We start from the raw sequence: 23,817 nt of genomic DNA, 5'->3' as shown, positions 1-23,817 counted from the left end.
GAAGGGTCCGGGCCCGTGCGCCCTCCCCCGTTCGAAGGAGCCGGGCGCGTGCGCCCCCTCCGTCCGGAGGCCCGGAGCGGGCACGAAGTGTCACGGGGACATTACCGGGTGCGCGTGCGCGGGCGCACACCGCCCCTCCCCCGGACGAATCGGCCCGCCCTGACCACTGGACGCGGCCCCCGATGCGCAGTTCCCTGACTACGGGGGGCTGTCGTCCGAGCACTGATTGGGGCGCTTATCCATGACACCTACGCTCGTCCCGCACCACCCCGCGCGCGACTGGGCCGAGATCCAGGAACGGATGCTCGTCCCCCTCTACGACGCGGTGTACGACCGCCTCGGCGTGGGCGGGAACTCCCGGGTCCTGGGCCTGGGCTGCGGCTCGGGCCTGGCCCTCCTCATGGCGGCCGCGCGGGGCGCCCGGGTGGCCGGCGCGGACCGGGACCACGCGCGCGTGGAGCTGGCCAGGGAGCGGCTCCCGGAGGACGTCGCCGTCACCGACGGGCCGCCGGAGTGCGCCCCGTACGACGTGGTCACCGCCTTCCACGCGACGGACGCCCTGCTCCCGGAGCTGACGGCGGTCACCCGTACGGCCCAGCCGGGCACGACCGTCGTCCTCGCCGGCTGGGGGCCGCCCGAGCGGTGCGCCACGGAGCCGGTCCTCCGGGTCGCGGCCCGGCTCGCCGACCGCCGCCCCTCCTCGGGCCTAGGGCCCGACCTGGACGCGCTCGTGACCGCGGCGGGGCTGCGCCCGGCCGGTTCGGGCCGGGTGGCCTGCCCCTTCGGATACGCCGACGAGGGCAGCGCGGTGCGGGGACTGCTGTCGACGGGCGCCTTCGACGAGGCGGTCCTGGCGACCGACCCCTCCCAGGTGGAGAAGGAGATCGAGGAGGCGCTCGCCCCGTACGTCCGCCCGGACGGGACGGTGTGGATGCCGAACGTCTTCCGGTACGTGATCGCCCGCACGCCCTGAGACCCGTGCGGGCCGCTCCCGTCACGCCCCCGGCGGCTCCGGGTTCGGGCCCGCCCCCGGCTCGGGGCCCGGGGACGGGCGGGCGATGCCGGCCGCGCGGTAGGCCGCGTCCTCCTCCAGCGTCTCGTTCGCCAGGAGGGCCTCGGCCAGGGCGTCCAGCCTGTCCCGGTGGTCGCCGAGCTGCCGCAGCGCCACCTCGTAGCACTCGTCGACGATCCGCCGCATCTCCCGGTCGACGGTGTCGAGGGTCGCGGGGGCCGCCGACAGGCCGTACGCCTGCTGGGCGTCGCCCGGGACGGCGGTGAGGCGGCCGACGCTCTCGCTCATGCCCCAGCGTCCCGCCATGCCCCGGGCGATGGCGGTGACCTGCTCCAGGTCGCTCTCGGCGCCGGTGGTGATCACCCCGAAGACGATCTGCTCGGCCGCCATCCCGCCGAGGGCCCCGACGATCCGGCCGCGCAGGTACTCCTCGGTGTAGGCGTACTTGTCGGCGTCGGGGGTCGACAGGGTGACGCCCAGGGCCCGGCCGCGCGGCACGATGGTGATCTTCCGGACCGGGTCGGCGCCGGGCTGGAGCATGCCGAGCAGGGCGTGGCCGCTCTCGTGGTACGCGGTCCGCCGCCGCTCCTCCTCCGGCATCACGAGGGGCCGCTCCGCGCCGAGCTGGACCTTCTCCAGGGCGTCGGACAGGTCGGACTGCGTGACGGCCTTCCGCGCCCGCTTGACCGCCAGGAGCGCGGCCTCGTTGGCGAGGTTGGCGAGTTCGGCGCCGGTCATGCCGGGGGTCGTGCGGGCCACCTGCGCCAGGTCGACGTCCCCGGCGAGCGGGATCTCCCGGGTGTGGATGCGCAGGATGGCCTCCCGGCCGCCCCGGTCCGGCGGGTTGACGTGGACGATCCGGTCGAAGCGGCCGGGCCGGGTGAGGGCGGGGTCGAGGACGTCGGCGCGGTTGGTGGCGGCGAGGACGACGACCCCCTCGGAGCCGGTGAAGCCGTCCATCTCGGTGAGGATCTGGTTGAGGGTCTGCTCGCGCTCGTCGTGGCCGCCCATGCCGGAGCCGCCGCCCCGGGCCCGGCCGATGGTGTCGATCTCGTCGATGAAGACGATCGCCGGGGCGACCTTGCGGGCCTCGGAGAACAGCTCCCGCACCCGGGAGGCGCCCACGCCCACGATCATCTCGATGAACCCTGAGGCGGAGGCCGAGAAGAACGGCACCCCGGCCTCGCCCGCGACGGCCCGCGCGAGGAGCGTCTTGCCGGTGCCGGGAGGCCCGGCGAGGAGCACGCCGCGGGGCATCTTGGCGCCCATCGCCCGGTAGGCGTCCGGGTTCTTGAGGAAGTCGACGACGTCGTTGAGCTCGCCCTCGACCTCGTCGATGCCGGCCACGTCGGCGAAGGTGGTGCGCTTCCCGGTCTCCAGCTCCACCGGCTTGGGCGGCTGTTTGCGGCCCAGCATGCCGCCGGCGCCGCCCATGCCCGCGCTCATCCGGCGGGCGATGAACACCCAGAGCAGGACGAGCAGCAGCATCGGGGCGAGCGAGAGGAGCAGGTTGGCGAGGAAGCTGCGCTCCTGGACGACCGGCTCGGCGGTGACGACGACGTTCTGCCTGCTGAGCTGCGCCCACAGGTCGTCGTCGGCGAAGGCGGGCCGCTGGGTGGTGAACTTGGTGTAGTCGCCCTCGCCGTCGGGGACGGGCCGCTTGTCCTTCAGCTGCCCCTGGATCGCGTCGCCCTTGGAGTAGATCTTGGTGACGTTCCCGGCGGCGACCTGCTTGTCGAACTCCGTGTACGAGATCGTCGGGCCGTCGCCGTCGTTGAAGAACGACAGGACGATGTTGGTGATCAGGTACACGACGAGGGCGGTGAGGATCAGGCCGCCCCAGCCGCCCGGCATCCGCTTCTTCGGCGACGGGGGCGGCGGGGCCCCTTCCGAGCGCCAGGGCTGGTCGGTCCGGTCGCGCGGGGGTGCGGGGTCGGCCACGTGACTCTCCTCGGGGCGGCAGTGGCCCCAGTATCGGAGACCGGGAGGAACCGGGCATCGCGGGCGGTCCGGAGGGATGAGAAGGGGCCCGGGGCGGTTTCGCGCCGCCCCGGGCCCCTTCTCGTACGGGTTGTCAGCCCATGAACTTCTTGAACTCGTCCGGCAGCTCGAAGTCCTTCGGGCTCTGGCCCGCCCCGGGCAGACCGAAGGCGCCGCCCTGCTGCGCCTGCTCACGGCGCTCGGCGGCGGCCTGCTCCTCGGCCTTCCGCTTCATCGGGTTGCCGCTCTTGCGCTTGCCCTTGGCCTGCTTGACCTGCTTCTTCTGCCGGCCGGGGCCGCCACCCATGCCGGGGATGCCGGGCATGCCCGGCAGGCCGCCGCCCTGGGCCATGCGGGACATCATCTTGCGGGCCTCGAAGAACCGCTCGACCAGGCCCTTGACCGCGCTGACCTCGACGCCGGAGCCCTTGGCGATGCGGGCGCGGCGGGAGCCGTTGATGATCGTCGGGTCCTGGCGCTCGCCGGGGGTCATCGACTTGATGATGGCGGCCGTGCGGTCGACGTCCTTCTCGTCGATGTTGTTGATCTGCTCCTTCATCTGGGCCATGCCCGGGAGCATGCCGAGGAGCTTCGAGATGGAGCCCATCTTGCGGACCTGCTCCATCTGGGCCAGGAAGTCGTCGAGCGTGAACTCCTGGCCCTTCTTCGACGCGAGCTTCGAGGCCATCTTGGCGGCCTCTTCCTCGTCGAAGGTCTGCTGGGCCTTCTCGATGAGGGAGAGCATGTCGCCCATGCCGAGGATGCGGGACGCCATGCGGTCCGGGTGGAACGCGTCGAACTCGTCCAGCTTCTCGCCGTTGGAGGCGAACATGATCTGCTTGCCGGTGACGTGCGCGATGGAGAGCGCGGCGCCGCCCCGGGCGTCGCCGTCGAGCTTGGAGAGCACGACGCCGTCGAAGCCGACGCCGTCGCGGAAGGCCTCGGCGGTGTTGACCGCGTCCTGGCCGATCATGGCGTCGACGACGAAGAGGATCTCGTCGGGGCTGACGGCGTCGCGGATGTCCGCGGCCTGCCGCATCAGTTCCTGGTCGATGCCGAGGCGGCCGGCGGTGTCGACGATGACGACGTCGTAGAGCTTGGTGCGCGCGTACTCGACGGAGTCCTTGGCGACCTGGACCGGGTCGCCGACGCCGTTGCCCGGCTGGGGGCCGTAGAAGGCCACGCCCGCGCGGTCGGCGACGACGGAGAGCTGGTTGACGGCGTTGGGGCGCTGGAGGTCGCAGGCGACGAGCAGCGGGGAGTGGCCCTGGCCCTTGAGCCAGAGGCCGAGCTTTCCGGCGAGGGTGGTCTTACCGGCGCCCTGGAGACCGGCGAGCATGATCACGGTGGGCGCGGTCTTGGCGAACCGGAGGCGGCGGGTCTCGCCGCCCAGGATGGAGACCAGCTCGTCGTTGACGATCTTGATGACCTGCTGGCTCGGGTTCAGAGCCTTGGAGACCTCGGCCCCGAGGGACCGCTCCTTGACGTTCCGGATGAACTCGCGCACGACCGGCAGGGCGACGTCGGCCTCGAGGAGGGCGATACGGATCTCCCGGGCCGCGCTGTCGATGTCCTGCTCGGAAAGGCGACCCTTGCCCCGGAGGTTCTTGAAGGTCGCGCTCAGGCGGTCGGAGAGAGTATCGAACACGGCGCTCGTCGGTCCTTGAGGTCGGGGGCGGAGAATCGCCCTCCAGGGTATCCGGCCCGGCAAAGGAATCGCCCCCGCCCACCGGGAACCGGTGGACGGGGGCGCGTCCCCGGGTCACCCCAGCGCCGTCTCCAGCGTCCTCGCCAGGTCCACCGCCTCCTCGGGCGGCAGCAGGGAGCCGTCCGGGCGGGTCACGTACAGGGTGTCGACGGCGTTGGCGCCCAGGGTGGAGACGTGGGCGCTCCTGACCCGCACCGCCGCTCCCTCCAGGGCGCGGCCGACGCGGTGGAGGAGGCCGGGCGCGTCCTGGGCGCGGACCTCGATGACGGTGGCGAGGCGGGAGTCGGCGGCGGCGACGGTGACGCGGGGCGGCGGGGCGGCGAGGCCCCGGCGCCGGGGGTAGGCCGCCTCGCGTTCGGCGAGGCGGGCGGGGATGTCGAGGGAGCCGTCGAGGGCGCGGACGAGGTCGGCGCGGAGCCGGGCGGCCTCGGGCAGGGAGCCGTACTCGGCGGCGACGCGCCAGTCGAGGACGAGGACGGAGCCGGTGCCGAGGCCGGTGGGGAGGTCGACGGCGCGCAGGTCGGCGGCGCGGACGGTGAGGCGGTGCAGGGCAAGGACGCCGGCGACGGCGGGCAGGACGCCGGGCTGGTCGGGCAGGGCGATGACGAGTTCGACGCCGACGGGCTCGGGGGCCGTGTCGTCCCCGTCGCCCTCCGTCCGGCGCTCGGCCTGGGTGTGGAGGGCGAGGACGGGTTCGCCGGTGCGCAGGGCCTCGACGGCGAGGCGTTCCTGTTCGGCGCTGGGTGCGGCGGCCTCGGGGTCGGGCAGGGGTTCGCCGGCGAGGACGCCCGCGACCCGTTTGACCAGGTCGGCGACGAGGGAGGCGCGCCAGGAGGACCAGGCGGCGGGGCCGGTGGCGAGGGCGTCGGCCTCGGTGAGGGCGTGCAGGAGCTCCAGGGTGCCGAGGGTGCCGACGGCGGCGGCGACGGACTGGACGGTGGCGGGGTCGTCGAGGTCGCGCCGGGTGGCGGTCTCGACGAGGAGGAGGTGGTGGCGGACGGCGGTGGCGACGGTGGCGGTGTCGGTGCGGTCGAAGCCGACGCGGGCGGCGAGGTCGCGGGCGATGGTCTCGCCGGCGACGGAGTGGTCGCCGGGCCAGCCCTTGCCGATGTCGTGGAGGAGGGCGGCGACGAGGAGGAGGTCGGGGCGGCCGACGCGGCGGGTGAGCGAGGCGGCGCGGACGGCGGTCTCGACGAGGTGGCGGTCGACGGTCCAGGTGTGGACGGGGTTGCGCTGGGGGCGGCAGCGGACGCGTTCCCAGTCGGGGAGGAGCCGGGTGACGATCCCCTCGGCCTCCAGGGCCTCCCAGACGGGGACGGTGGCCTCGCCGGCGCCGAGGAGGGTGACGAGCTCCTCGCGGGCCTCGGCGGGCCAGGGCACCGGGAGGGGCTTGGCGGTGGCGGCGAGCCGGCGCACGGCGTGCGGGGAGAGCGGCAGGCCGGACTGGGCGGCCGCGGCGGCGGCGCGCAGGGGCAGGACGGGGTCGCGCTCGGGCCTGGCGGTGCGGGCGAGGACGACCTCGCCGTCCATCTCGACGACGCCCTCGGCCAGCGGGGTGCGTTCGACCGGGGGCTTGCCGCCGGAGCGGCCGAGGAGGGACCGGAGCCGGGGGCGGGCCGAGCGGGCCTTGAGGACGCGGTTGACCTCGCGCCAGGTGACGTCGGTGGCGTACGAGATGGTCCGGGCGGCCTCGTACACCTCGCGGAGCAGGGTGTCGGCGTCGAGGAGGCCGAGTTCGGCGGCGACGGCGTCCTGTTCCTGGAGGGCGAGCCGGTCGGTGGCGCGGCCGGTGGCCAGGTGGAGGGCGTCGCGGGCGTCGAGGAGGGCGCGGCGGGCGCGGTCGAGGCCTTCGCGGGGCGCGTCGGCGAGCCAGGAGGCGGCGACGGCGCGCAGGGCCTGGGCGTCGCGCAGTCCGCCGCGGGCCTCCTTGAGGTCGGGTTCGAGGAGGAACTGGAGCTCCCCCATGCGTTCGGCGCGCTCGCGGCAGAGCTCGTCGAGTTCGGGGAGGCGCTTGGGGGCCTGGTTGCGCCAGTCGGCGAGGACGGTGGTGCGCAGGGCGGCGACGAGTCCGGCGTCTCCGGCGAGGGGCCGGGCGTCGAGGAGGCCGAGGTGGGCCTTGAGGTCGTCGGCGGCGGTGGCGCGGGCCTCGGCGGGGGTGCGGACGGAGTGGTCGAGGGCGAGGCCGAGGTCCCAGACGGGGTACCAGATCCGGTCGGCGAGGGCGGCGATCGCGGCCTTGTCGGCGGTGTCGTCGTGGAGCAGGAGGAGGTCGAGGTCGCTGCGGGGGGAGAGTTCGGAGCGGCCGTAGCCGCCGACGGCGACGAGGGCGGTGCCGCGGGGCGGCGCGGCGGCGGCGAAGAGGCCGGCCAGCCAGTCGTCGGTGAGCCGGGCGAGGGCGGTGCGGCGCGGCGGCCCGGACCGCTCCTTCTCGTGGAGGAGGAGCAGCCGGGCCGCCGCGTAACCGCCGGGTCCCGAATCTTCGTTCTGTGCGCTGACTTCGAGGCTCGTCACCCGGCGGCTCCTCACGTGTTCCTACAGTGCGTCCGGACCGCGCTCGCCGGTGCGGACCCGTACGGCGGTCTCGACCGGCACGCTCCACACCTTGCCGTCCCCGATCTTGCCGGTTCGGGCGGCCTTGACGACGACGTCGACGAGCTGTTCGGCGTCCTCGTCCTCGACGAGGACCTCGATGCGGATCTTGGGGACCAGGTCGACGGTGTACTCGGCGCCCCGGTAGACCTCGGTGTGGCCGCGCTGGCGGCCGTAGCCGCTGGCCTCGGTGACGGTGAGGCCGTGGACGCCGAACGCCTGGAGGGCCTCCTTGATCTCGTCGAGCCGGTGCGGCTTCACGACCGCGGTGATGAGCTTCATGCGTCCACCTTCTTGTTCTGCGTGACGGCCGGGGCGGGGGCGGCGGCGGTGGTGCGGGAGGAGGTGCCGCCGCCGGCGCCGCTGAAGTCGTACGCGGTCTCGGCGTGCTCGACCTGGTCGATGCCGGAGACCTCGTCGTCCTCGCTGACCCGCATCCCGATCGTCCTGTCGACGATCAGGGCGAGGACCGCGGAGACGATCAGAGAGTAGGCGAGGACGGCGAAGACGCCGACGGCCTGCTTGCCGAGCTGCTCCAGGCCGCCGCCGTAGAAGAGGCCCTTGGCGTCGGACTGGACGCCGCCGGTGGCGAAGAGGCCGACGAGGAGGGAGCCGACGACACCGCCGACGAGGTGGACGCCGACGACGTCGAGGGAGTCGTCGTAGCCGAACTTGTACTTGAGGCCGACGGCCATGGCGCAGAGGAGGCCGGCGACGGCGCCGACGGCGATCGCGCCGAGGGGGCTGACGGAGCCGCCGGCGGGGGTGATGGCGACGAGGCCGGCGACCGCGCCGGAGGCGGCGCCGAGGGTGGTGAAGGAGCCGTGGCGGATCTTCTCGTAGGCGAGCCAGGCGAGCATGGCGGCGGCGGTGGCGACCTGGGTGTTGACGAACATCACGGCGCCGACGCCGTCGTCGTTGCCGAGCCAGGAGCCGGCGTTGAAGCCGAACCAGCCGAACCAGAGGAGGGCGGCGCCGAGCATGACCAGCGGGAGGCTGTGCGGGCGCATCGGGTCCTTCTTGAAGCCGACGCGCTTGCCGATGACGATGATGACGCCGAGGGCGGCGGCGCCGGCGTTGATGTGGACGGCCGTGCCGCCGGCGAAGTCGATGACGCCCATCTCGAAGAGCCAGCCGCCGGAGCCCCAGACCCAGTGGGCGACGGGGAAGTACACGACCGTGGCCCAGAGGGTGATGAAGAGGGCCCAGGCGGTGAACTTGACGCGGTCGGCGAGGGCACCGCTGATGAGGGCGGGGGTGATGACCGCGAACATCAGCTGGAAGACGGCGAAGACGTAGACCGGGATGGTGTAGCCGTCCCACAGTTCGGTGATGCCGATGCCGCTGAGGCCGACGTAGTCGGAGGACCAGCCGACGACCGAGCCGACGTCGGTGCCGAAGGCGATGCTGAAGCCGTAGAGCACCCACAGGATCGTGACGATCCCGAGGCTGACGAAGCTCATCATCAGCATGTTGAGGGTGGACTTGACGCGGACCATGCCCCCGTAGAAGAAGGCGAGTCCCGGGGTCATCAGCATGACCAGGGCGGAGCAGATGAGCATGAACCCGGTGTTGGCGGCGGACAGCGCGGGGGCGTCTGCGGCCAGGGTCGTGATGGCTGGTGCCATCGGCGTCTCCTCGTCGTCGGTACGGCCTGTGCGGGGCGGGGCCGGAGAGCGGCCGGCCGTGAGGGGTGGCCGGTTATGGGCCAGAGATTCGCGCAGCGCGGTTTCCGGCGGTGCCGCTCGATGTTTCGGAGCCGTGACGAAGGAGTGGGGCGTGTTACGCGACCGTGAACACCCGGGTCACGGGCGGGTAACGGCGTACTCTCCGCGCGTACGGCGCGGGGCGGGCGTCCGGTGCGGGGCGTGGGACGCGAACCGGCCGCGCCGGCGTCCGTGTGTCCTTGCGGCGGGGGAGCCGAGTCGGGCAGTACGGGACGTCCGGCGCGGCCGGGGTCCTGGGCGGGGCCCCGGGGGCCCGGCGGGAGGGGTCAGACGGCTTCGGCGGCCTCGGGGAGGAGCTGGGCGAGCCGGTCGGTGAGCTGGACGACCTCGGCGACGTCGCCGAAGCCGCGGGCGGCGTGGTCGACGGTCTTGCGGAGCCGGGTGTTGACCCGCTCGGAGCGGATGCTGCGGGCGACGCCGAGGGCCTTCTCGGCGAGGACGACGGACTGCTCGGGCTCGCGCTTGAGGAGGTGGACGGTGGCGAGGCCGATCAGGTTGAGGGCGTACGAGCGCTGGTGGTCGGCGTCCTTCTCGAAGAGCTCGACGGCCCGCTCCATGAGGGGCTCGGCGAGGGAGGCGTACGTCGGGGAGCGTCCGGCGACGTAGGCGAGGTCGCGGTAGGAGTGGGAGTTCTCGCCGTTGAGCTCGGCCTCGGAGAAGAACCCGATCCAGTCGGGCTCGGGCTCGCCCTCCAGGCCGGCGTCGGAGAAGGTGTCCTCGGCCATCCGGACGGCCCGCTTGCACTTGGAGGGCTGGCCCATGTTGGCGTAGGCGCGGGCCTCCATCGCATACAGCATGGCCTGGGTGCGGGCGGTGGCGCAGTCCCGGCTGCCGTACTGGGCGAGGTGGATGAGTTCGAGGGCGTCGTCGGGCCGGCCGAGGTGGATCATCTGGCGGCTCATGGACGACAGGATGTACGAGCCGAGGGGCTTGTCGCCGGCCTCCTTGGCGGCGTGCAGGGCGAGCACGAAGTACTTCTGGGCGGTGGGCTGGAGGCCGACGTCGTAGCTCATCCAGCCGGCGAGTTCGGCGAGTTCGGCGGCGCAGGTGAAGAGGCGCCTGGAGACGTCGGCGGGGTGCGGCTCCTGGAGGAGGTCGGTGACCTCGTGGAGCTGTCCGACGACGGCCTTGCGGCGCAGCCCGCCGCCGCACTGGGCGTCCCACTTGCGGAACATGGCGGTGGTGGACTCCAGGAGGTTGAGCTCGACCTCGGAGAGCCGTTGGGGGCGGCGGGCGTCGGCGAGGGGGACGGGCCGCTCGGCCTCGCCGGCCGGGGTGGGCACGAGCCAGCGCTGCATCGGTTCGATGAGGGAGGGACCCGCGGCGAGGGAGAGGGAGGAGCCGAGGAAGCCCCGGCGGGCGAGCATGAGGTCGCTGCGGGAGAACTCGCTGAGCAGGGCGACGGTCTGGGGACCGGCCCACGGGAGGTCGACTCCGGAGACGGAGGGCGACTGGTGGGCGGCGCGCAGACCGAGGTCCTCGACGGCCACGACGGATCCGAAGCGCTCGGAGAAGAGTTCGGAGAGGATCCGCGGGATGGGCTCGCGGGGCTGCTCGCCGTCGAGCCAGCGGCGCACGCGCGAGGTGTCGGTCGAGATGTGGTGCGCGCCCATCTGGCGCGCCCTGCGGTTCACCTGGCGCGCCAGTTCGCCCTTGGACCAGCCGCTGCGCACGAACCACGAGCCCAGCCGCTCGTTCGGGCGCTTGCCGGCAGTCGTACCGTCTGCGCCGTTGCCGCCCACTGGAACGCCCCCATCCACCTGATTGCCTGTCGTGCGAACCCTTATCAGAATGCCGCCTCTCGCGGCATCCGTCCGGCGTTCGCGCTCCTTCGAACTGGAAACCGGGTTGCCACCGGCATACCCACGCGTGCAGTGCGGCCCACGGTTCGAGTACCGAAAGTAACCCTACGATCACCCCTCTACGAGGGGGAAGCAAGAAACGCCACCATTCGCCACCCCTTCGAATGAACCCACCACCCGTGGAACGCGCTTGACTTGACATGCGACGAACCGGAGTCGGCGGACGGGCGCACGGAGAGGCGCGTGTCCCGGCCCGCGCCACCCCCCGCACGACCGTGCGCCACCCTCGGCCACAGAGCGTGACGGGGTGTGAGGGAGCCGCTCCCGGTCGTAACCACCGGCGCGCTCGACCCGTTGGAGGGGACATGGGTTTCACGATCGGCGGCATTCGTGAGATGCGGTCCGGCGCACGCCGCCGCGGACGCGCCACGGAGTGCACCGCGGTGGCGGAGTACACGGGGCTGTGGGGCTGGGACGTGGTCCCCGGGGCGCGGGCCGTCTCCGGCCGGTGCTCCTGCGGCGATCCGGTGTGCGCGGCCCCCGGGGCGCACCCGCTGTCCTTCGCGGAGCCGGTCCCGGCGGGCGCCGGGCTCGACGACGCCGTCAAGGCGTGGTCGGAGTACCCGGGCGCGGCGCTGCTCCTCCCGGTGGGCCGGGCCTTCGACGTGATCGAGGTGGCGGAGGCGGCGGGCCGGCGGGCCCTGGTCCGCCTGGAGCGCATGGGCCTTCCGCTCGGTCCGGTGTGCGCGACCCCGACCGGGCGGGCGCGGTTCTTCGTGGCGCCGGGGGCGGCGGCCGAGCTGCCGCGGCTCCTGTACCGGATGGGCTGGGACGACGCCGGCCTGGACCTGCACTGCCTGGGCCCGGGCTCGTACGTGACCGCTCCCCCGTCGGACCTGGGCGGCCTCGGGCCGGTGCGCTGGCTGCGGCCCCCGACCCTGGACACGGCGGGCGCGCCGCCGCAGGCGCGGCTGCTGCTCGGCACCCTGGCGTACATCTGCCACCGCACGCACTTCTGAGGTCCGTCCGCATTCCCGAGGTCCCTGCATACTCCTGAGGCCCGTACGCACTCCTGAGGTCTCCGCATACTTCTGAGGCCCGTACGCGCTCCCGAGGCACGTACTCCCGAGGTGCGCACTTCCGCCGGCCGTACGCGAGAGGGCCCCCGCCGATTCCCGGCGGGGGCCCTCTCGCGTGTGCGCGTGGACGCGCGGTCAGTCGCCGATCAGGGCGTCGACGAAGGCGCCCGGCTCGAAGGGGGCCAGGTCGTCCGGGCCCTCGCCCAGGCCGATGAGCTTGACCGGGACGCCCAGCTCGCGCTGGACGGCGACGACGATGCCGCCCTTGGCGGTGCCGTCGAGCTTGGTCAGGACGATGCCGGTGATGTCGACGACCTCGGCGAAGACGCGGGCCTGGATCAGGCCGTTCTGGCCGGTGGTGGCGTCGAGGACGAGGAGGACCTCGTCGAGCGGGCCGTGCTTCTCGACGACGCGCTTGACCTTGCCGAGCTCGTCCATGAGGCCGGTCTTGGTGTGGAGGCGGCCGGCGGTGTCGATGAGGACGACGTCGGCGCCCTCCGCGATGCCCTCCTTGACCGCGTCGAAGGCGATCGACGCCGGGTCGCCGCCCTCCGGGCCGCGGATGGTGCGGGCGCCGACGCGCTCGCCCCAGGTCTGGAGCTGGTCGGCGGCGGCGGCGCGGAAGGTGTCGGCGGCGCCGAGGACGACGGACTTGCCGTCGGCGACGAGGACCCGGGCCAGCTTGCCGGTGGTGGTGGTCTTGCCGGTGCCGTTGACTCCGACGACCATGACGACGCCGGGGACGTCCGCGGGGCTCTCGGTCTTCACCGTGCGGTCGAGGTCGGGGCCGAGGAGGGTGATCAGTTCCTCGCGGAGCAGGCCGCGCAGCTCCTCGGGGGTGCGGGTGCCGAGCACCCGCACGCGCTCGCGCAGCCGCTCGACGAGCTCCTGGGTGGGGGCGACGCCGACGTCGGCGGTGAGGAGGGTCTCCTCGATCTCCTCCCAGGTGTCCTCGTCGAGGTGCTCGCGGGACAGGAGCGTGAGCAGCCCCTTGCCGAGCGAGTTCTGGGAGCGGGCGAGGCGGGCCCGGAGCCGTACGAGACGGCCGGCGGTGGGCTCGGGGACCTCGATCACGGGGGCCGGGGGCTCGGCGACGACCGGGTCCTCGACGGCGGTCGGAGTGCCGGTGGCCTCCTCGGCCGTGGGGAGCTGGACCTCCTCGACCGTGCGGCGTGGTTCTTCCCGCGGTGTCTCCGCCTCCTCGCCGACGTGCGGTTCGGCGGGCGGAGCGGTAATGGTCGGCGGGGTGGACGGCGGCTCGGCCGGGGGCAGCTGCTTCTTCTTGCGGCCGCTGACCACGAGCCCGCTCGTCACGGCGACCGCGACGACCAGAGCGATGACTACAGCAAGGATGAGTTCCATAACGGGTCCAGTATGGCGTCACCCCGGCCGCGGCCCCGGTACTCCCCGTGGGGCACGCCCCCGCGTGCGGGCCGGTCCGCCGTTCGGCGGTGCCGCGCACGGGAACCGCCCCGGTCCGGGGCGCGGGCCTCGGACCGGGGCGGTCTCGACGGACGGGGGAGGGACGGCGGGGGCGGGGCCTTCCGGCCCCGGTCCGCCGGGCGGGCCCCTAGCCCATCTCCTCCAGCGCCTTGCCCTTGGTCTCCTTGACGTACCGGAGCACGAAGGGGATCGAGAGCACGGCGAAGACCGTGTAGATGATGTAGGTGCCGGAGAGGTTCCAGTCCGCGAGGGACGGGAAGCTGGCGGTGATGGCCCAGTTGGCGATCCACTGGGCGGAGGCGGCGACGCCGAGGGCGGCGGCGCGGATCCGGTTGGGGAACATCTCGCCGAGGAAGACCCAGACCACCACGCCCCACGAGAGGGCGAAGAAGAGCACGAAGACGTGGGCGGCGACGAGGGCCACGACGCCCTGGGTGTTGGGCAGCTTGCCGTCGACGAGGTCGGCGGAGAAGGCCCAGGCCTCGAAGGCGAGGGCGATCGCCATGCCGGCGGAGCCGACGAGGGCGAGCGGCCTGCGGCCGACGCGGTCGACCAGGACCATCGCGATCACGGTGCCGATGATGTTGATGATCGACGTGGTGAACGAGTAGAAGAACGAGCTGGACGGGTCGATGCCGACGGACTGCCAGAGGGTCGCGGAGTAGTAGAACGCGACGTTGATGCCGACGAGCTGCTGGAAGACCGAGAGGCCGATGCCGACCCAGACGATGGGCAGGAGCTTGAAGCGGCTGCCGGTGACGAACAGGTCCCAGAAGGTCGACTTGTGCTCGCGGCGCATGGCCTGCTCGATCTCGTTCACCCGGTGGTCCAGGTTCACCTCCTTGCCCTCGACCTCGGCGAGGACCTCCTTGGCCTTGTCGATCCTGCCGACGGAGATCAGGAAGCGGGGGGACTCGGGGATCGCGAAGGAGAGCAGGCCGTAGAGGAGGGCGGGGACGACCATCACGCCGAGCATCCACTGCCAGGCCTCCAGGCCGCCGATCTTGCCGCGCTGGTCGCCGTCGGCGAGCTGGAGGATGCCGTAGTTGACCAGCTGGGAGATGGCGATGCCGATGACGATGGCGGCCTGCTGGAAGGAGCCGAGGCGGCCCCGGTACGCGGCGGGGGCGACCTCGGCGATGTAGGCGGGGCCGATGACGGAGGCCATGCCGATGGCGAAGCCGCCGATGATCCGCCAGAAGGCGAGGTCCCAGAGGGCGAAGGGCAGGGCCGAGCCGACGGCGCTGACGGTGAAGAGGACGGCGGCGATCTGCATGCAGCGGATGCGGCCGATGCGGTCGGCGATCCGGCCGGCGGTGGCGGCGCCGATGGCACAGCCGATCAGGGCGATGGCGATGACCTGGGCGAGGGTGCCGGAACCGATGTCGTACCGGTGGCGGATCGCTTCCACGGCTCCGTTGATGACGGAGCTGTCGTAGCCGAAGAGGAAACCGCCCATCGCGGCGGAGGCCGTGATGAAGATGACGTGACCGAGGTGGTCCGGGTGGGCGGCGCGGCCTTCGGAGGGGGGCGGCGTGGACGCCGGCTCAGTGCTGGTCACATGGACTCCTGGATGCTCCGGCAGCGTTGTCGGGGCGTGGGGGGCGAGCCCTTCAAGTGGCGCACAACTTCGCGCCGCCCACCACTTGAAGGTAAAAGCAACGTTGCAGAGACTATGCCTTCAAGTTTCGAAGTCAAGGGTTCCCCTCCTGTGAATTTGAGGCCAGGGATGCACCCTTTAAGTTCAACTCTTGAAGACGTCTCGACGGTGGTCGGACACGGATCCGCTAACGCAGCCTTTGGCTGATGACCTTGGATACCCCGTCGCCCTGCATGGAAACGCCGTACAGCGCGTCCGCGACCTCCATGGTCCGCTTCTGGTGCGTGATCACGATCAGCTGCGAGGACTCCTGGAGCTCCTGCATGATCCGGATCAGCCGCTGGAGGTTGGTGTCGTCGAGCGCCGCCTCGACCTCGTCCATCACGTAGAACGGGCTGGGCCTGGCCTTGAAGATGGAGACGAGCAGCGCCACGGCCGTCAGCGAGCGCTCGCCGCCGGAGAGCAGCGAGAGCCGCTTGACCTTCTTGCCCGGCGGGCGGGCCTCCACCTCGACGCCGGTGGTGAGCATGTCGTCCGGGTCGGTGAGGACGAGACGGCCCTCGCCGCCCGGGAAGAGGCGCGAGAAGACGCCCTCGAACTCGCGGGCCGTGTCCCGGTACGCCTCGGTGAAGACCTGCTCGACCCGCAGGTCGACCTCCTTCACGACCTGAAGCAGGTCGGCCCGGGTCTTCCGCAGGTCCTCCAGCTGCTCCGAGAGGAACTTGTGCCGCTCCTCCAGGGCCGCGAACTCCTCCAGGGCCAGCGGATTCACCTTGCCGAGCCGGTGGTGGGCCCGCTCGGCGGCCTTCAGCCGCTTCTCCTGCTCCGAACGGACGAACGGCCGGGGCCCGGCGGGCTCCCCGCCCTCCTCCCCCTCGACCACGGGCGGCGGGGGGACGGGCTGGTCGGGGCCGTACTCGGCCACCAGGGCGGCCGCCCCGACGCCGAACTCCTCCAGGGCCTTCGTCTCCAGCTGCTCGATCCGCAGCCGCTTCTCGGCACCGAGGACCTCGCCCCGGTGGACGGAGTCGGTCAGCTTGTCCAGCTCGGCCTTGAGGTCCCGGCCCCGGGCCCTGGCCGCCGTGAGCCCCCGCTCCCGGTCGGCCCTGGCCGCCTCGGCGACCGCCCGCTCCCGTTCGGCGCGGGAGAGCGAGACCTCGACGTGGGCCAGGAGCGTGCGGGCCCCGGCGGCGACCGCGCCGGCGACCTCCGCCTCGTGGCGGAGCCGGACCCGGCGCCGCTCGGCACGCGCGCGTGCCTCCCGTTCCGCGCGGGCGGCCCGGTCGAGGGAGTCGGCCCGTCCGGCGAGCCCCCGGACCCGCTCCTCGTGGGTACGGACCTGGAGCCGGGCGTCCATCTCGGTCTGGCGCGCCCGGGAGCCGTCGGCCGCGAGCCGGTCGCGCGCCGAGGTCTCGGGCTCCTCGTCCCCGCCCTCGTCCGCGGCGGCCTCCTCGGCCACCAGGAGCCGTTCGGCCAGCTCCTCGGCGTCGGCGGTCGCCCGCTCCAGGGCCTCCTGGGCGCGGGCGGCGGCCGCGGCGGCCCGCTCGGCCTCCCCCGCCGCTCCCCTGGCCTGCCCGGCGAGCCGGCCGAGCCGCTGGGCGACGGCGGACTTCTCGCGCTCGGCGGTACGGCGTCGGGCGTCGAGTTCCTCGACGAGCGCGGCGGCGGCGCGGCGGCGCTCGTCGGCCTCCTCCCGGGCGGCGGCCAACTCCTCGCACCGCGCGCCGAGTTCGTCGAGCTCGGCGGCGGCCTCGGTGACGGCGGCCTGGACTTCGAGGAGGCTGGGGGCGCCGGCGGAGCCGCCGTGCGCGAGGTGCGCGCCGAGCAGGTCGCCCTCGGCGGTGACGGCGGTCAGCGCGGGCCGGGTCCTGACCAGGTCCGCGGCCTCGTCCAGGTCGTCGACCACGACGACGCCGGCGAGGAGCCGGCGGACGGCGCCCATGAGGTCGGCGGGGCCCCGGACGAGATCGGCGGCGTACGGGTGTCCGCCGGGCGCGGGGCCCACCGGGCCGGGTCCCCGGTCGTGGTCGGGGTCGTGGTCCGGGTCGTGGTCCGGCTCCTGGGCCCCGGTGAGGAGCAGGGAGGCGCGGCCCGCGTCCTGCTTGCGCAGTAGGCGGAGGGCCTCGACGGCGGCGGCGGGCCCGGCGGCGACCGCGTCGGCCGCCGTGCCGAGGGCGGCGGCGACGGGGACCTCGTACCCGGGGGTGATCGTGAGGAGGTCGGCCGCCGGGCCGAGGAGGCCGGTGAGTCCGGCGGCGAGCAGGGCGCCGGTGCCGTCCTTGCGGCGCAGTCCGAGGGCGAGGGTGTCGTGGCGGGCGCGGGTCGCGGCGCGGCGTCGCTCGGCGGTGTCGAGTGCCTCGCGGGCGGCGCCCAGGGCCGCCTCGGCCCCGGCGAGCCCGCGGCGGGCGGCCTCGTGCCGTTCGGCGTGCCCGGTGTCCTCCGCGTCGAGGCCGTCGACCTCGTCCTTGAGCCGTTCGTACTCCTCCTGGGCGGCGGCGGCCCGTTCGGCGGCCTCGTCCCGGGCGGCGGCGAGCCGGTCGATCTCGGCCCCGGCCGCGGAGGCGCGCGAGCGGGCCGCGTCGACCCGGCCGTGGAGACGGGCCAGGCCCTCGCGCCGGTCGGCGAGGGCGCGGGCCGCGTCCTTGAGGCGGCGTTCCTCGTCGGCCAGGGCCCGCTCCAGGTCGGAGCGGTGGGCGACGGCGTCCTCCAGGGCGCGTTCGGCCGCCTCCAGGGCGGCTTCGAGTTCGGCCTCCTGCTCGCGGACGCGGACCGCCTCGCGCTCCAGGTCCTCGGGGTCGCGGCCGCGCCGCTCCTCGGGGGGTGCGGTGGTGGCGCTCTTCACGCGTGCGTCGGCCAGGGAGACGGTGCCCCGGACGCGCTCGGCGAGCCGGGAGAGGTCGTACCAGGTCTGCTGGGCGCGTTCCAGGCGGGGCACGAGCGCGCGTGCCTCCGCCTCCAGGGCGGCCTCCCGGGCGAGGGCGGCTTCGAGCGCGGTCCCGGTGGCCTCCTTGCGGGCGAGGAGGGCCGCTTCGTCGGCGACCTCGGCGGTGAGCGCCGCCCTGAGGTGGACGAGGTCGTCGGCGAGGAGGCGGAGGCGCGCGTCGCGCAGGTCGGCCTGGATGACGACGGCCCGGCGGGCGACGGCGGCCTGCCGGCCGAGCGGCTTGAGCTGCCGGCGCAGTTCGTCGGTGAGGTCCTGCACGCGCGCGAGGTTGGCCTGCATCGCGTCGAGCTTCCGCAGCGCCTTCTCTTTCCGCTTGCGGTGCTTGAGGACGCCGGCGGCCTCCTCGATGAAGGCGCGGCGGCCCATCGGGTCGGCGTGCAGCACGGAGTCGAGCTGTCCCTGTCCGACGATGACGTGCATCTCGCGTCCGATGCCGGAGTCGGAGAGCAGGTCCTGGAAGTCGAGCAGGCGGCAGGTGTCGCCGTTGATCTGGTACTCGCTGCTGCCGCCGCGGAACATGATCCGGGTGAGGGTGACCTCGGCGTAGTCGATGGGCAGGGCGCCGTCGGAGTTGTCGATGGTCAGCGAGACCTCGGCGCGGCCGAGCGGGGGGCGCCCGGTCGTGCCGGCGAAGATGACGTCCTCCATCTTGCCGCCGCGCAGCGACTTGGCGCCCTGCTCGCCCATGACCCAGGAGAGGGCGTCCACGACGTTGGACTTGCCCGAGCCGTTGGGGCCCACGACACAGGTGATTCCCGGTTCGAACCTCAGTGTGGTGGCCGAGGCGAACGACTTGAATCCGCGGAGCGTCAGGGCCTTGAGGTGCACGTCGGGGACTCTACCGGGGCCCGCGCGTTTCACCCGCGAACGTGCAGGGCAGATCCTCGGATGAGGAAGGGGGAGACATGGGGGACTCCGGGGAAACGGCGGGTGAAAGCAAGAAGGGACGCCGAAGCGCCCCTTGCGTGTTCAGCCGACATGCGTCGAGCTCCATATGCGGCTGTGTGGCGGTCGGCCGCGCCGACCTGTGTGTTTCCCACCTGGCCCCTCGGGGCTGGGTTGTCAGGTGAGCGCAGGCTCCGCCTGGGGTACGTCGAGGTCGATGCTGTCGAGCAGCGACTCTCCCTGGTGCTGAGCGGCGGCAGCGGCGAGCGCGTCGTTCTCGGACTGGATCCGTACCAGCTCGGATTCGAGGTCCTGGACGCGCTGCTGGAGCCGTCGCATCTCGGCGAGGAGTCGCGGGTCGGAGCCGCCGACGTAACCGAGAAGCGCCTTTGCCATGATGGATGGTCCTCCACAATGAGTGACCGACCGAAGCGGTGTGGGTCGTGAGGGATTCGCACCCGCGGTGTTCGGCAGTGACTTGTTGTGCCGGTTCCACTGCCAAACAACTAAGGTGCGCGGGGCTTCCAGAGTCTCACCAAAAAGTTTGACGGTCAACACGATCACGCCCCGTCCGAAGGGACGACCGGGGAGTCCACGGCCGCTCAGGGGGCGGTCGCGCCTCTCGACCCGGCGCTTCGGGGCGTCGCGCTCGATCTCATCGGGCAGCCTTCCACGGTGGGCGATTCTTGGCAACCACCAGGGGCTTTCCCCTTCACACGCCCGTTACGGCGCGTTCGCGCGAGACCCCCGCGGGTCACCGGGAGGGGTCTCGGAGAGTGATCGTCAGCGGATGGCGAATCCGCTGTAGCCGCCGCGCGGGGTGTCCCAGATCTCAGTGACTCCGTCCACGCGTCCGGGTGTGTCGTCGGAGCGGAGCCAGTCGAGCAGACGGTGGCAATTCTCACGCGCCCCTTCGGCCACGACCTGCACCCGGCCGTCGTCGAGGTTGAGGGCGAAGCCCGTCAGGCCGCCGATCTCCAGGGCGTTTGCCCTGGTGAACCAGCGGAAGCCCACTCCCTGTACCCGGCCGCGCACCCAGGCGGTCATCCGTACGTCGTCGCTCATGGCTGCACGCTAACGGGCATCCCGTTCGACGAGCACATCGCCCCCCGCTTCCCACTCGCGTACAGTCCCGACGAACGCGTCCCACCCGTTCGGGCGCGCACCGTTCGGCTGTCGGACCTCGACGGTACCGACCGCAAAGATCAGCAAAGGTCAGCAGGAAAGACCAGCAGGAGGGCAGAGCAATGGGACGCCACCGTCGCTCCGGCGCCGCACCCGCCGCAGAAGACTACGCGGCCGGTACGGGCCGCCGGCACCGGGGTGACCGCCGCAGGCGGCCCGTGCGCACCGGTCTGCTCGGTGCCTCCGCGGCGGTCGCGGTCGGCGCGGCCCTGGTCGCCTCGGGCCTCCTGCCCGGCGGGGACGTGCTGACGGTCGGCAGCACCGACACGGCCGAGCAGCGGTCGGCGTCCCGGCAGGCCCCGCAGCTGACGACGCAGGGCGGGACGACGGGCCCGGCGACCACGGGCGCGGGCTCTGGCTCTGGTTCTGGCTCTGGGAAGTCGTCCACGGCGCCGAAGCAGAGCACGAAACCGGGCGCGGAGCCGAGCCCGAAGCCCTCGAAGACCACCGCCTCCCCGCATGCGAAGCCGAGCGCGAAGCCGAAGCCGAGCGCGACCCCGTCGGCCGGGGCGAAGCCGAAGACCGCGAAGACGGCGGCCCCCCGGCCCGCGAAGACGGCGGGCGCGAAGCCCGCCGCTCCCGAGCCCGCGGCCCCGAAGACCTCGGCCGCGCCCACCACCGAGGCGCCCGCGCCCCGGCCGAAGCCGACCGTCAAGGCGCCGACCCGCAAGGCCGCCGCCTCCACCGCGAACCGGGGCGGCGCCGCCGAGGCGGAGGTCCTGCGCCTGGTCAACGACGAGCGCGCCACGGTGGGCTGCACCCCGGTGACCGTCGACGCGCGGCTCGCCTCGCTGGCGGGCGCGTTCAGCGCGGACATGGCCGCCCGCGGCTTCTTCGACCACACGGACCCCGACGGGGACACCCCGTGGGCGCGCGCCCGGCAGGCGGGCGTCTCGACCCTGGCCGGCGAGAACATAGCCCGCGGCCAGGCGGACGCGGCGGCAGTGATGAAGTCCTGGATGAACAGCGACGGCCACCGCGCCAACATCCTGAACTGCGACTTCAAGACGATGGGCGTGGGCGTGCACTTCGGCGCCGGCGGCCCCTGGTGGACGCAGGACTTCGGCTACTGACCCCCGCTCACACCGCGACGACGCGCGGCGGGCGCTGGCAGCGCGGGCAGAAGTAGCTGGAGCGGTTCATCCAGGCGCGGCGCCGCATCGGGGTGCCGCAGCGGCGGCAGGGCTCGTCCTCGCGGCCGTAGGCGTCCAGGGAGCGGTCGAAGTAGCCGGACTCGCCGTTGACGTTCACGTACAGGCTGTCGAAGCTGGTGCCGCCGACGGCGAGGGCCTCGTTCATCACGTCCCGGATGTGTCCGAGGAGTTCGGCCGAGCGCGGCCGGGTCAGGGTGGCGGTCGGCCGGTCGTAGTGCAGCCGCGAGCGCCAGAGCGCCTCGTCGGCGTAGATGTTGCCGACGCCGCTGATCAGCGACTGGTCCAGGAGGGCCCGCTTGATCGTCGTGCGGCGCAGGCGCAGCGCGCCCTGGAAGGCGGCGTCGTCGAACTCCGGGTCCAGCGGGTCGCGGGCGATGTGCGCGATGACGTCCGGGAGGCCGTCGGGGCTCTGGTCGTGGAGCGAGAGGCCGCCGAAGGTGCGCTGGTCGACGAAGCGGAGTTCGGTGCCGGCCGTGTCGTCGAAGCGGACCCGGATCCGCAGGTGCTTCTCGTCGGCGGCGTCGTGCGGCCGGACGAGGAGCTGACCGCTCATGCCGAGGTGTCCGAGCACGGCCGTCCCGGTGTCGGCCAGCGGCAGCCAGAGGTACTTGCCGCGCCGCCGCGCGCCCTCGACCCGCTGCCCCTTCAGCCGGGCCGCGAAGTCCTCGCCGCCCGCCGGGTGGCGGCGCACGGCCCTGGGGTGCAGCACCTCGACCTCGGTCACGGTCCGGCCGGCGACCCAGCGCTCCAGACCGCGCCGTACGACCTCGACCTCGGGCAGCTCGGGCACGGTGTTCCTCCGGAGTTCTTCGCCGTCTCACGGCTTCTTGGGCGGCCGGATCCACCCTACTGCCGTCCGGACGGGGCGCGGAAAGACGGAAACCCCGCCCGGGGGCGGGGTTTCCCGAAGGCTCGGAAGACGAGCGGGACGAGGGATCAGGCCGAGGCCCGGTCCTTGGCAGGAGAGGGGTCGGCGACCGCTCCCGCCTCGGCCGCGGCCTTCGCCGCCGCCACCCGCTCGTCCGCGGCCGCGCGGATCGCGCGCCACGCGGACTCCGCCGCCTGCTGTTCCGCTTCCTTCTTGCTGCGGCCGGTGCCGGTGCCGTACGAGACACCACCGACGCGGGCGGCAGCGGTGAAGGTCTTCTCGTGGTCCGGGCCCTCCTCGGAGACGAGGTACTCCGGGACGCCCAGGCCCTCGGCCGCGGTGAGCTCCTGGAGGCTGGTCTTCCAGTCCAGGCCGGCACCGAGGTTCGAGGACTTCTCGATCAGCGGGTCGAAGAGCCGGTGCACCAGCTCGGACGCCGCGTCGAGGCCCTGGTCGAGATAGACCGCGCCGATCACCGCTTCGAGGGTGTCGGCGAGGATGGACGCCTTGTCCCGTCCGCCCGTGCCCTCTTCGCCCCGGCCGAGCCGGATGAAGGAGCCGAGTTCGAGTCCGCGGCCCACGTCCGCCAGCGCACGAGAGTTGACCACCGCGGCCCGCAGCTTGGCCAGCTGGCCCTCGGGCAGGTCGGGGTGGGTGCGGTACAGCGTGTCGGTGACCACCAGGCCGAGCACGGAGTCCCCGAGGAACTCCAGGCGCTCGTTGGTGGGCAGACCGCCGTTCTCGTACGCGTACGAACGGTGGGTCAGCGCACGCACCAGAAGGGCGGACTCGAGCCGGTAGCCGAGCCGCCCTTCCAGAAGCGTGTGGGACGAGGCATGGTCCGTCTTGTCGTCCGTCTTGCGGGACTCAGACATTGCGCCTCTCACCAGCCCAATCAGACCGAGAGGACCTGGCGCTTGTTGTAGGTGCCGCAGCTCGGGCACGCGATGTGCTGCAGCTTCGGCTCCTGGCAACGCTCACACGAAACCAGGGTGGGGACCGCAGCCTTCCACTGCGACCGGCGGTGGCGCGTGTTGCTGCGCGACATCTTCCGCTTCGGAACAGCCACGGCTACTTCTCCTGCTTCTCGGCGGCGCTTCGGACGTCCCCGTCAGAGGCTTTGCCGCTCATGTTGTCCTTCTCATCGGTTCCCAGCGAACCGGCGAGTCCCTGCAGTGCCGCCCAACGGATGTCGACGGCGTCGTGGTGGTGGTCCGGGTTCTCGTTCAGGTTGGTCCCGCATTCGGAACACAGACCCGCACAGTCCTCCCGGCACACCGGCTGCATCGGCAGTGCGAGCACCACCGCATCGCGCAGCACGGGTTCGAGGTCGAACATGCCGTCCTCGAGGGGGATCATGTCCTCGCCGTCCTCGGCCTCGTCGTCCGCGGCCGCCCTGGAGCGGCCCCGGTCGTCGGAGTCGGGGTACGAGAACATCTCCTGGAAGTCCACGTCGAGCTCCAGCTCGACGGGCTCCAGACACCTTACGCACTCCCCCTCGGCCGACGCACGGGCGGTGCCTGTGACAAGCACCCCTTCCATGACCGACTCAAGACGGAGATCGATGTCGATCGGCGCGCCCTTGGGCACTCCGATCACTCCTTCGACGCCCATGGCCGCGGGGGCCTCGACCGATCGCGAGATCCGCTGGAGGGCACCAGGACGCCGCCCCAGCTCGTGCGTGTCGAACACGAGGGGGTTGCGGTGGTCGAGGCGCGTGCTCAGGGCTCTTCCTGCTTTCGGATCGTTCTGCGTCGGGGAAGGTTCGTGGGCTGCCGGCCGTGGGCAGCACGGGTCACGGGCATACGCGTGACCGAAGAGCCAGGATACTGGACGCTTCG

At 73.0% G+C, this 23,817-nt stretch carries 18 protein-coding genes; 3 read left to right on the top strand and 15 right to left on the bottom strand.

Translation table 11 applies throughout. The annotated features are described in order from the left end of the window. Nucleotides 1–241 precede the first annotated feature (241 nt). Nucleotides 242–973 carry a class I SAM-dependent methyltransferase gene (locus ACIQKA_RS15220; RefSeq protein WP_390107239.1) on the top strand — a complete coding sequence of 244 codons (732 nt, stop codon included), beginning with the start codon at nt 242–244 and terminating at the stop codon, nt 971–973. A 21-nt stretch (nt 974–994) separates the two neighbouring features. On the opposite strand, the gene ftsH is transcribed toward ACIQKA_RS15220, so the two are convergent. From ftsH to ACIQKA_RS15190, 6 genes are all read right to left on the bottom strand, one after another. Continuing rightward, nucleotides 995–2,953, bottom strand: coding sequence for an ATP-dependent zinc metalloprotease FtsH (ftsH, locus tag ACIQKA_RS15215; protein WP_402541195.1), 1,959 nt, complete (start codon nt 2,951–2,953; stop codon nt 995–997). A 133-nt stretch (nt 2,954–3,086) separates the two neighbouring features. Continuing rightward, nucleotides 3,087–4,640, bottom strand: a complete 1,554-nt coding sequence (ffh, locus tag ACIQKA_RS15210; protein ID WP_383155828.1) for a signal recognition particle protein — start codon at nt 4,638–4,640, stop codon at nt 3,087–3,089. A 114-nt stretch (nt 4,641–4,754) separates the two neighbouring features. Continuing rightward, entirely contained in the window at nt 4,755–7,211 is a 2,457-nt protein-coding gene (locus ACIQKA_RS15205) for a [protein-PII] uridylyltransferase (RefSeq protein WP_390107243.1), read from the bottom strand. Between the two features lie 21 nt (nt 7,212–7,232). Continuing rightward, nucleotides 7,233–7,571, bottom strand: a complete 339-nt coding sequence (locus ACIQKA_RS15200) for a P-II family nitrogen regulator (RefSeq protein WP_053644524.1) — start codon at nt 7,569–7,571, stop codon at nt 7,233–7,235. Beyond that, nucleotides 7,568–8,917, bottom strand: coding sequence for an ammonium transporter (locus tag ACIQKA_RS15195; RefSeq protein WP_383444742.1), 1,350 nt, complete (start codon nt 8,915–8,917; stop codon nt 7,568–7,570). Before ACIQKA_RS15195 ends, ACIQKA_RS15200 begins: the two co-directional genes overlap by 4 nt. A 365-nt stretch (nt 8,918–9,282) precedes the next feature. Then, the gene (locus ACIQKA_RS15190) at nt 9,283–10,758 is read right to left on the bottom strand and encodes a hypothetical protein (protein WP_383155822.1); all 1,476 of its coding nucleotides are present in this window, start codon (nt 10,756–10,758) and stop codon (nt 9,283–9,285) included. Nucleotides 10,759–11,183: 425 nt separating this feature from the next. Here ACIQKA_RS15190 and ACIQKA_RS15185 point away from each other — a divergent pair, with 425 nt between their 5' ends. Further along, nucleotides 11,184–11,837, top strand: a complete 654-nt coding sequence (locus tag ACIQKA_RS15185) for a bifunctional DNA primase/polymerase (RefSeq protein WP_383155820.1) — start codon at nt 11,184–11,186, stop codon at nt 11,835–11,837. 195 nt (nt 11,838–12,032) lie between these two features. On the opposite strand, the gene ftsY is transcribed toward ACIQKA_RS15185, so the two are convergent. From ftsY to ACIQKA_RS15160, 5 genes are all read right to left on the bottom strand, one after another. Then, on the bottom strand, nt 12,033–13,259 hold the full coding sequence (gene ftsY, locus ACIQKA_RS15180; RefSeq protein WP_402541191.1) for a signal recognition particle-docking protein FtsY: 1,227 nt from the start codon (nt 13,257–13,259) through the stop codon (nt 12,033–12,035). Between the two features lie 208 nt (nt 13,260–13,467). After that, complete coding sequence (locus ACIQKA_RS15175; RefSeq protein WP_383155814.1) at nt 13,468–14,901, bottom strand: sugar porter family MFS transporter; 1,434 nt, start codon at nt 14,899–14,901, stop codon at nt 13,468–13,470. Between the two features lie 226 nt (nt 14,902–15,127). Beyond that, nucleotides 15,128–18,712 (bottom strand): chromosome segregation protein SMC, encoded by a 3,585-nt coding sequence (gene smc / locus ACIQKA_RS15170; protein WP_402541188.1) that lies wholly within the window; start codon nt 18,710–18,712, stop codon nt 15,128–15,130. Between the two features lie 234 nt (nt 18,713–18,946). Further along, nucleotides 18,947–19,165, bottom strand: a complete 219-nt coding sequence (locus tag ACIQKA_RS15165; RefSeq protein WP_030220558.1) for a hypothetical protein — start codon at nt 19,163–19,165, stop codon at nt 18,947–18,949. A 387-nt stretch (nt 19,166–19,552) separates the two neighbouring features. Continuing rightward, a complete protein-coding gene (locus tag ACIQKA_RS15160; RefSeq protein WP_383155809.1) occupies nt 19,553–19,834 on the bottom strand; it encodes an acylphosphatase in 282 nt (93 codons plus the stop codon). Nucleotides 19,835–20,016: 182 nt separating this feature from the next. On the opposite strand from ACIQKA_RS15160, the gene ACIQKA_RS15155 reads away from it, so the two are divergent. Further along, a complete protein-coding gene (locus tag ACIQKA_RS15155; RefSeq protein WP_402541185.1) occupies nt 20,017–21,027 on the top strand; it encodes a CAP domain-containing protein in 1,011 nt (336 codons plus the stop codon). A 7-nt stretch (nt 21,028–21,034) separates the two neighbouring features. Here the strand turns inward: ACIQKA_RS15155 and mutM are convergent, their stop codons facing one another. The 4 genes from mutM to ACIQKA_RS15135 form a co-directional block, all read right to left on the bottom strand. Next, on the bottom strand, nt 21,035–21,898 hold the full coding sequence (mutM, locus tag ACIQKA_RS15150) for a bifunctional DNA-formamidopyrimidine glycosylase/DNA-(apurinic or apyrimidinic site) lyase (protein WP_391095858.1): 864 nt from the start codon (nt 21,896–21,898) through the stop codon (nt 21,035–21,037). A 146-nt stretch (nt 21,899–22,044) separates the two neighbouring features. Continuing rightward, nucleotides 22,045–22,851 carry a ribonuclease III gene (gene rnc, locus ACIQKA_RS15145; protein ID WP_366372209.1) on the bottom strand — a complete coding sequence of 269 codons (807 nt, stop codon included), beginning with the start codon at nt 22,849–22,851 and terminating at the stop codon, nt 22,045–22,047. A gap of 20 nt (nt 22,852–22,871) precedes the next feature. Beyond that, nucleotides 22,872–23,045: a 50S ribosomal protein L32 gene (rpmF, locus tag ACIQKA_RS15140; protein WP_015036448.1), complete on the bottom strand. Its 174-nt coding sequence runs from the start codon at nt 23,043–23,045 to the stop codon at nt 22,872–22,874. Between the two features lie 2 nt (nt 23,046–23,047). Beyond that, nucleotides 23,048–23,701 carry a YceD family protein gene (locus ACIQKA_RS15135; protein WP_391095955.1) on the bottom strand — a complete coding sequence of 218 codons (654 nt, stop codon included), beginning with the start codon at nt 23,699–23,701 and terminating at the stop codon, nt 23,048–23,050. Nucleotides 23,702–23,817: the final 116 nt, after the last annotated feature.

This window comes from Streptomyces sp. NPDC092045, from assembly GCF_044756005.1.
In the GTDB taxonomy this organism is placed as follows: Bacteria; Actinomycetota; Actinomycetes; order Streptomycetales; family Streptomycetaceae; genus Streptomyces.
The sequence above is the reverse complement of the archived record's forward strand: the minus strand, read 5'-3'. Positions and strand labels throughout refer to the sequence as shown.

Coding starts and splice junctions, on each gene's coding strand:
- ACIQKA_RS15160 (WP_383155809.1), bottom strand. CDS start 19,834: ATGAGCGACGACGTACGGATGACCGCCTGGGTGCGCGGCCGGGTACAG.
- ACIQKA_RS15185 (WP_383155820.1), top strand. CDS start 11,184: ATGGGTTTCACGATCGGCGGCATTCGTGAGATGCGGTCCGGCGCACGC.
- rnc (WP_366372209.1), bottom strand. CDS start 22,851: ATGTCTGAGTCCCGCAAGACGGACGACAAGACGGACCATGCCTCGTCC.
- ACIQKA_RS15220 (WP_390107239.1), top strand. CDS start 242: ATGACACCTACGCTCGTCCCGCACCACCCCGCGCGCGACTGGGCCGAG.
- ACIQKA_RS15165 (WP_030220558.1), bottom strand. CDS start 19,165: ATGGCAAAGGCGCTTCTCGGTTACGTCGGCGGCTCCGACCCGCGACTC.
- ACIQKA_RS15195 (WP_383444742.1), bottom strand. CDS start 8,917: ATGGCACCAGCCATCACGACCCTGGCCGCAGACGCCCCCGCGCTGTCC.
- ACIQKA_RS15200 (WP_053644524.1), bottom strand. CDS start 7,571: ATGAAGCTCATCACCGCGGTCGTGAAGCCGCACCGGCTCGACGAGATC.
- ftsY (WP_402541191.1), bottom strand. CDS start 13,259: ATGGAACTCATCCTTGCTGTAGTCATCGCTCTGGTCGTCGCGGTCGCC.
- ACIQKA_RS15155 (WP_402541185.1), top strand. CDS start 20,017: ATGGGACGCCACCGTCGCTCCGGCGCCGCACCCGCCGCAGAAGACTAC.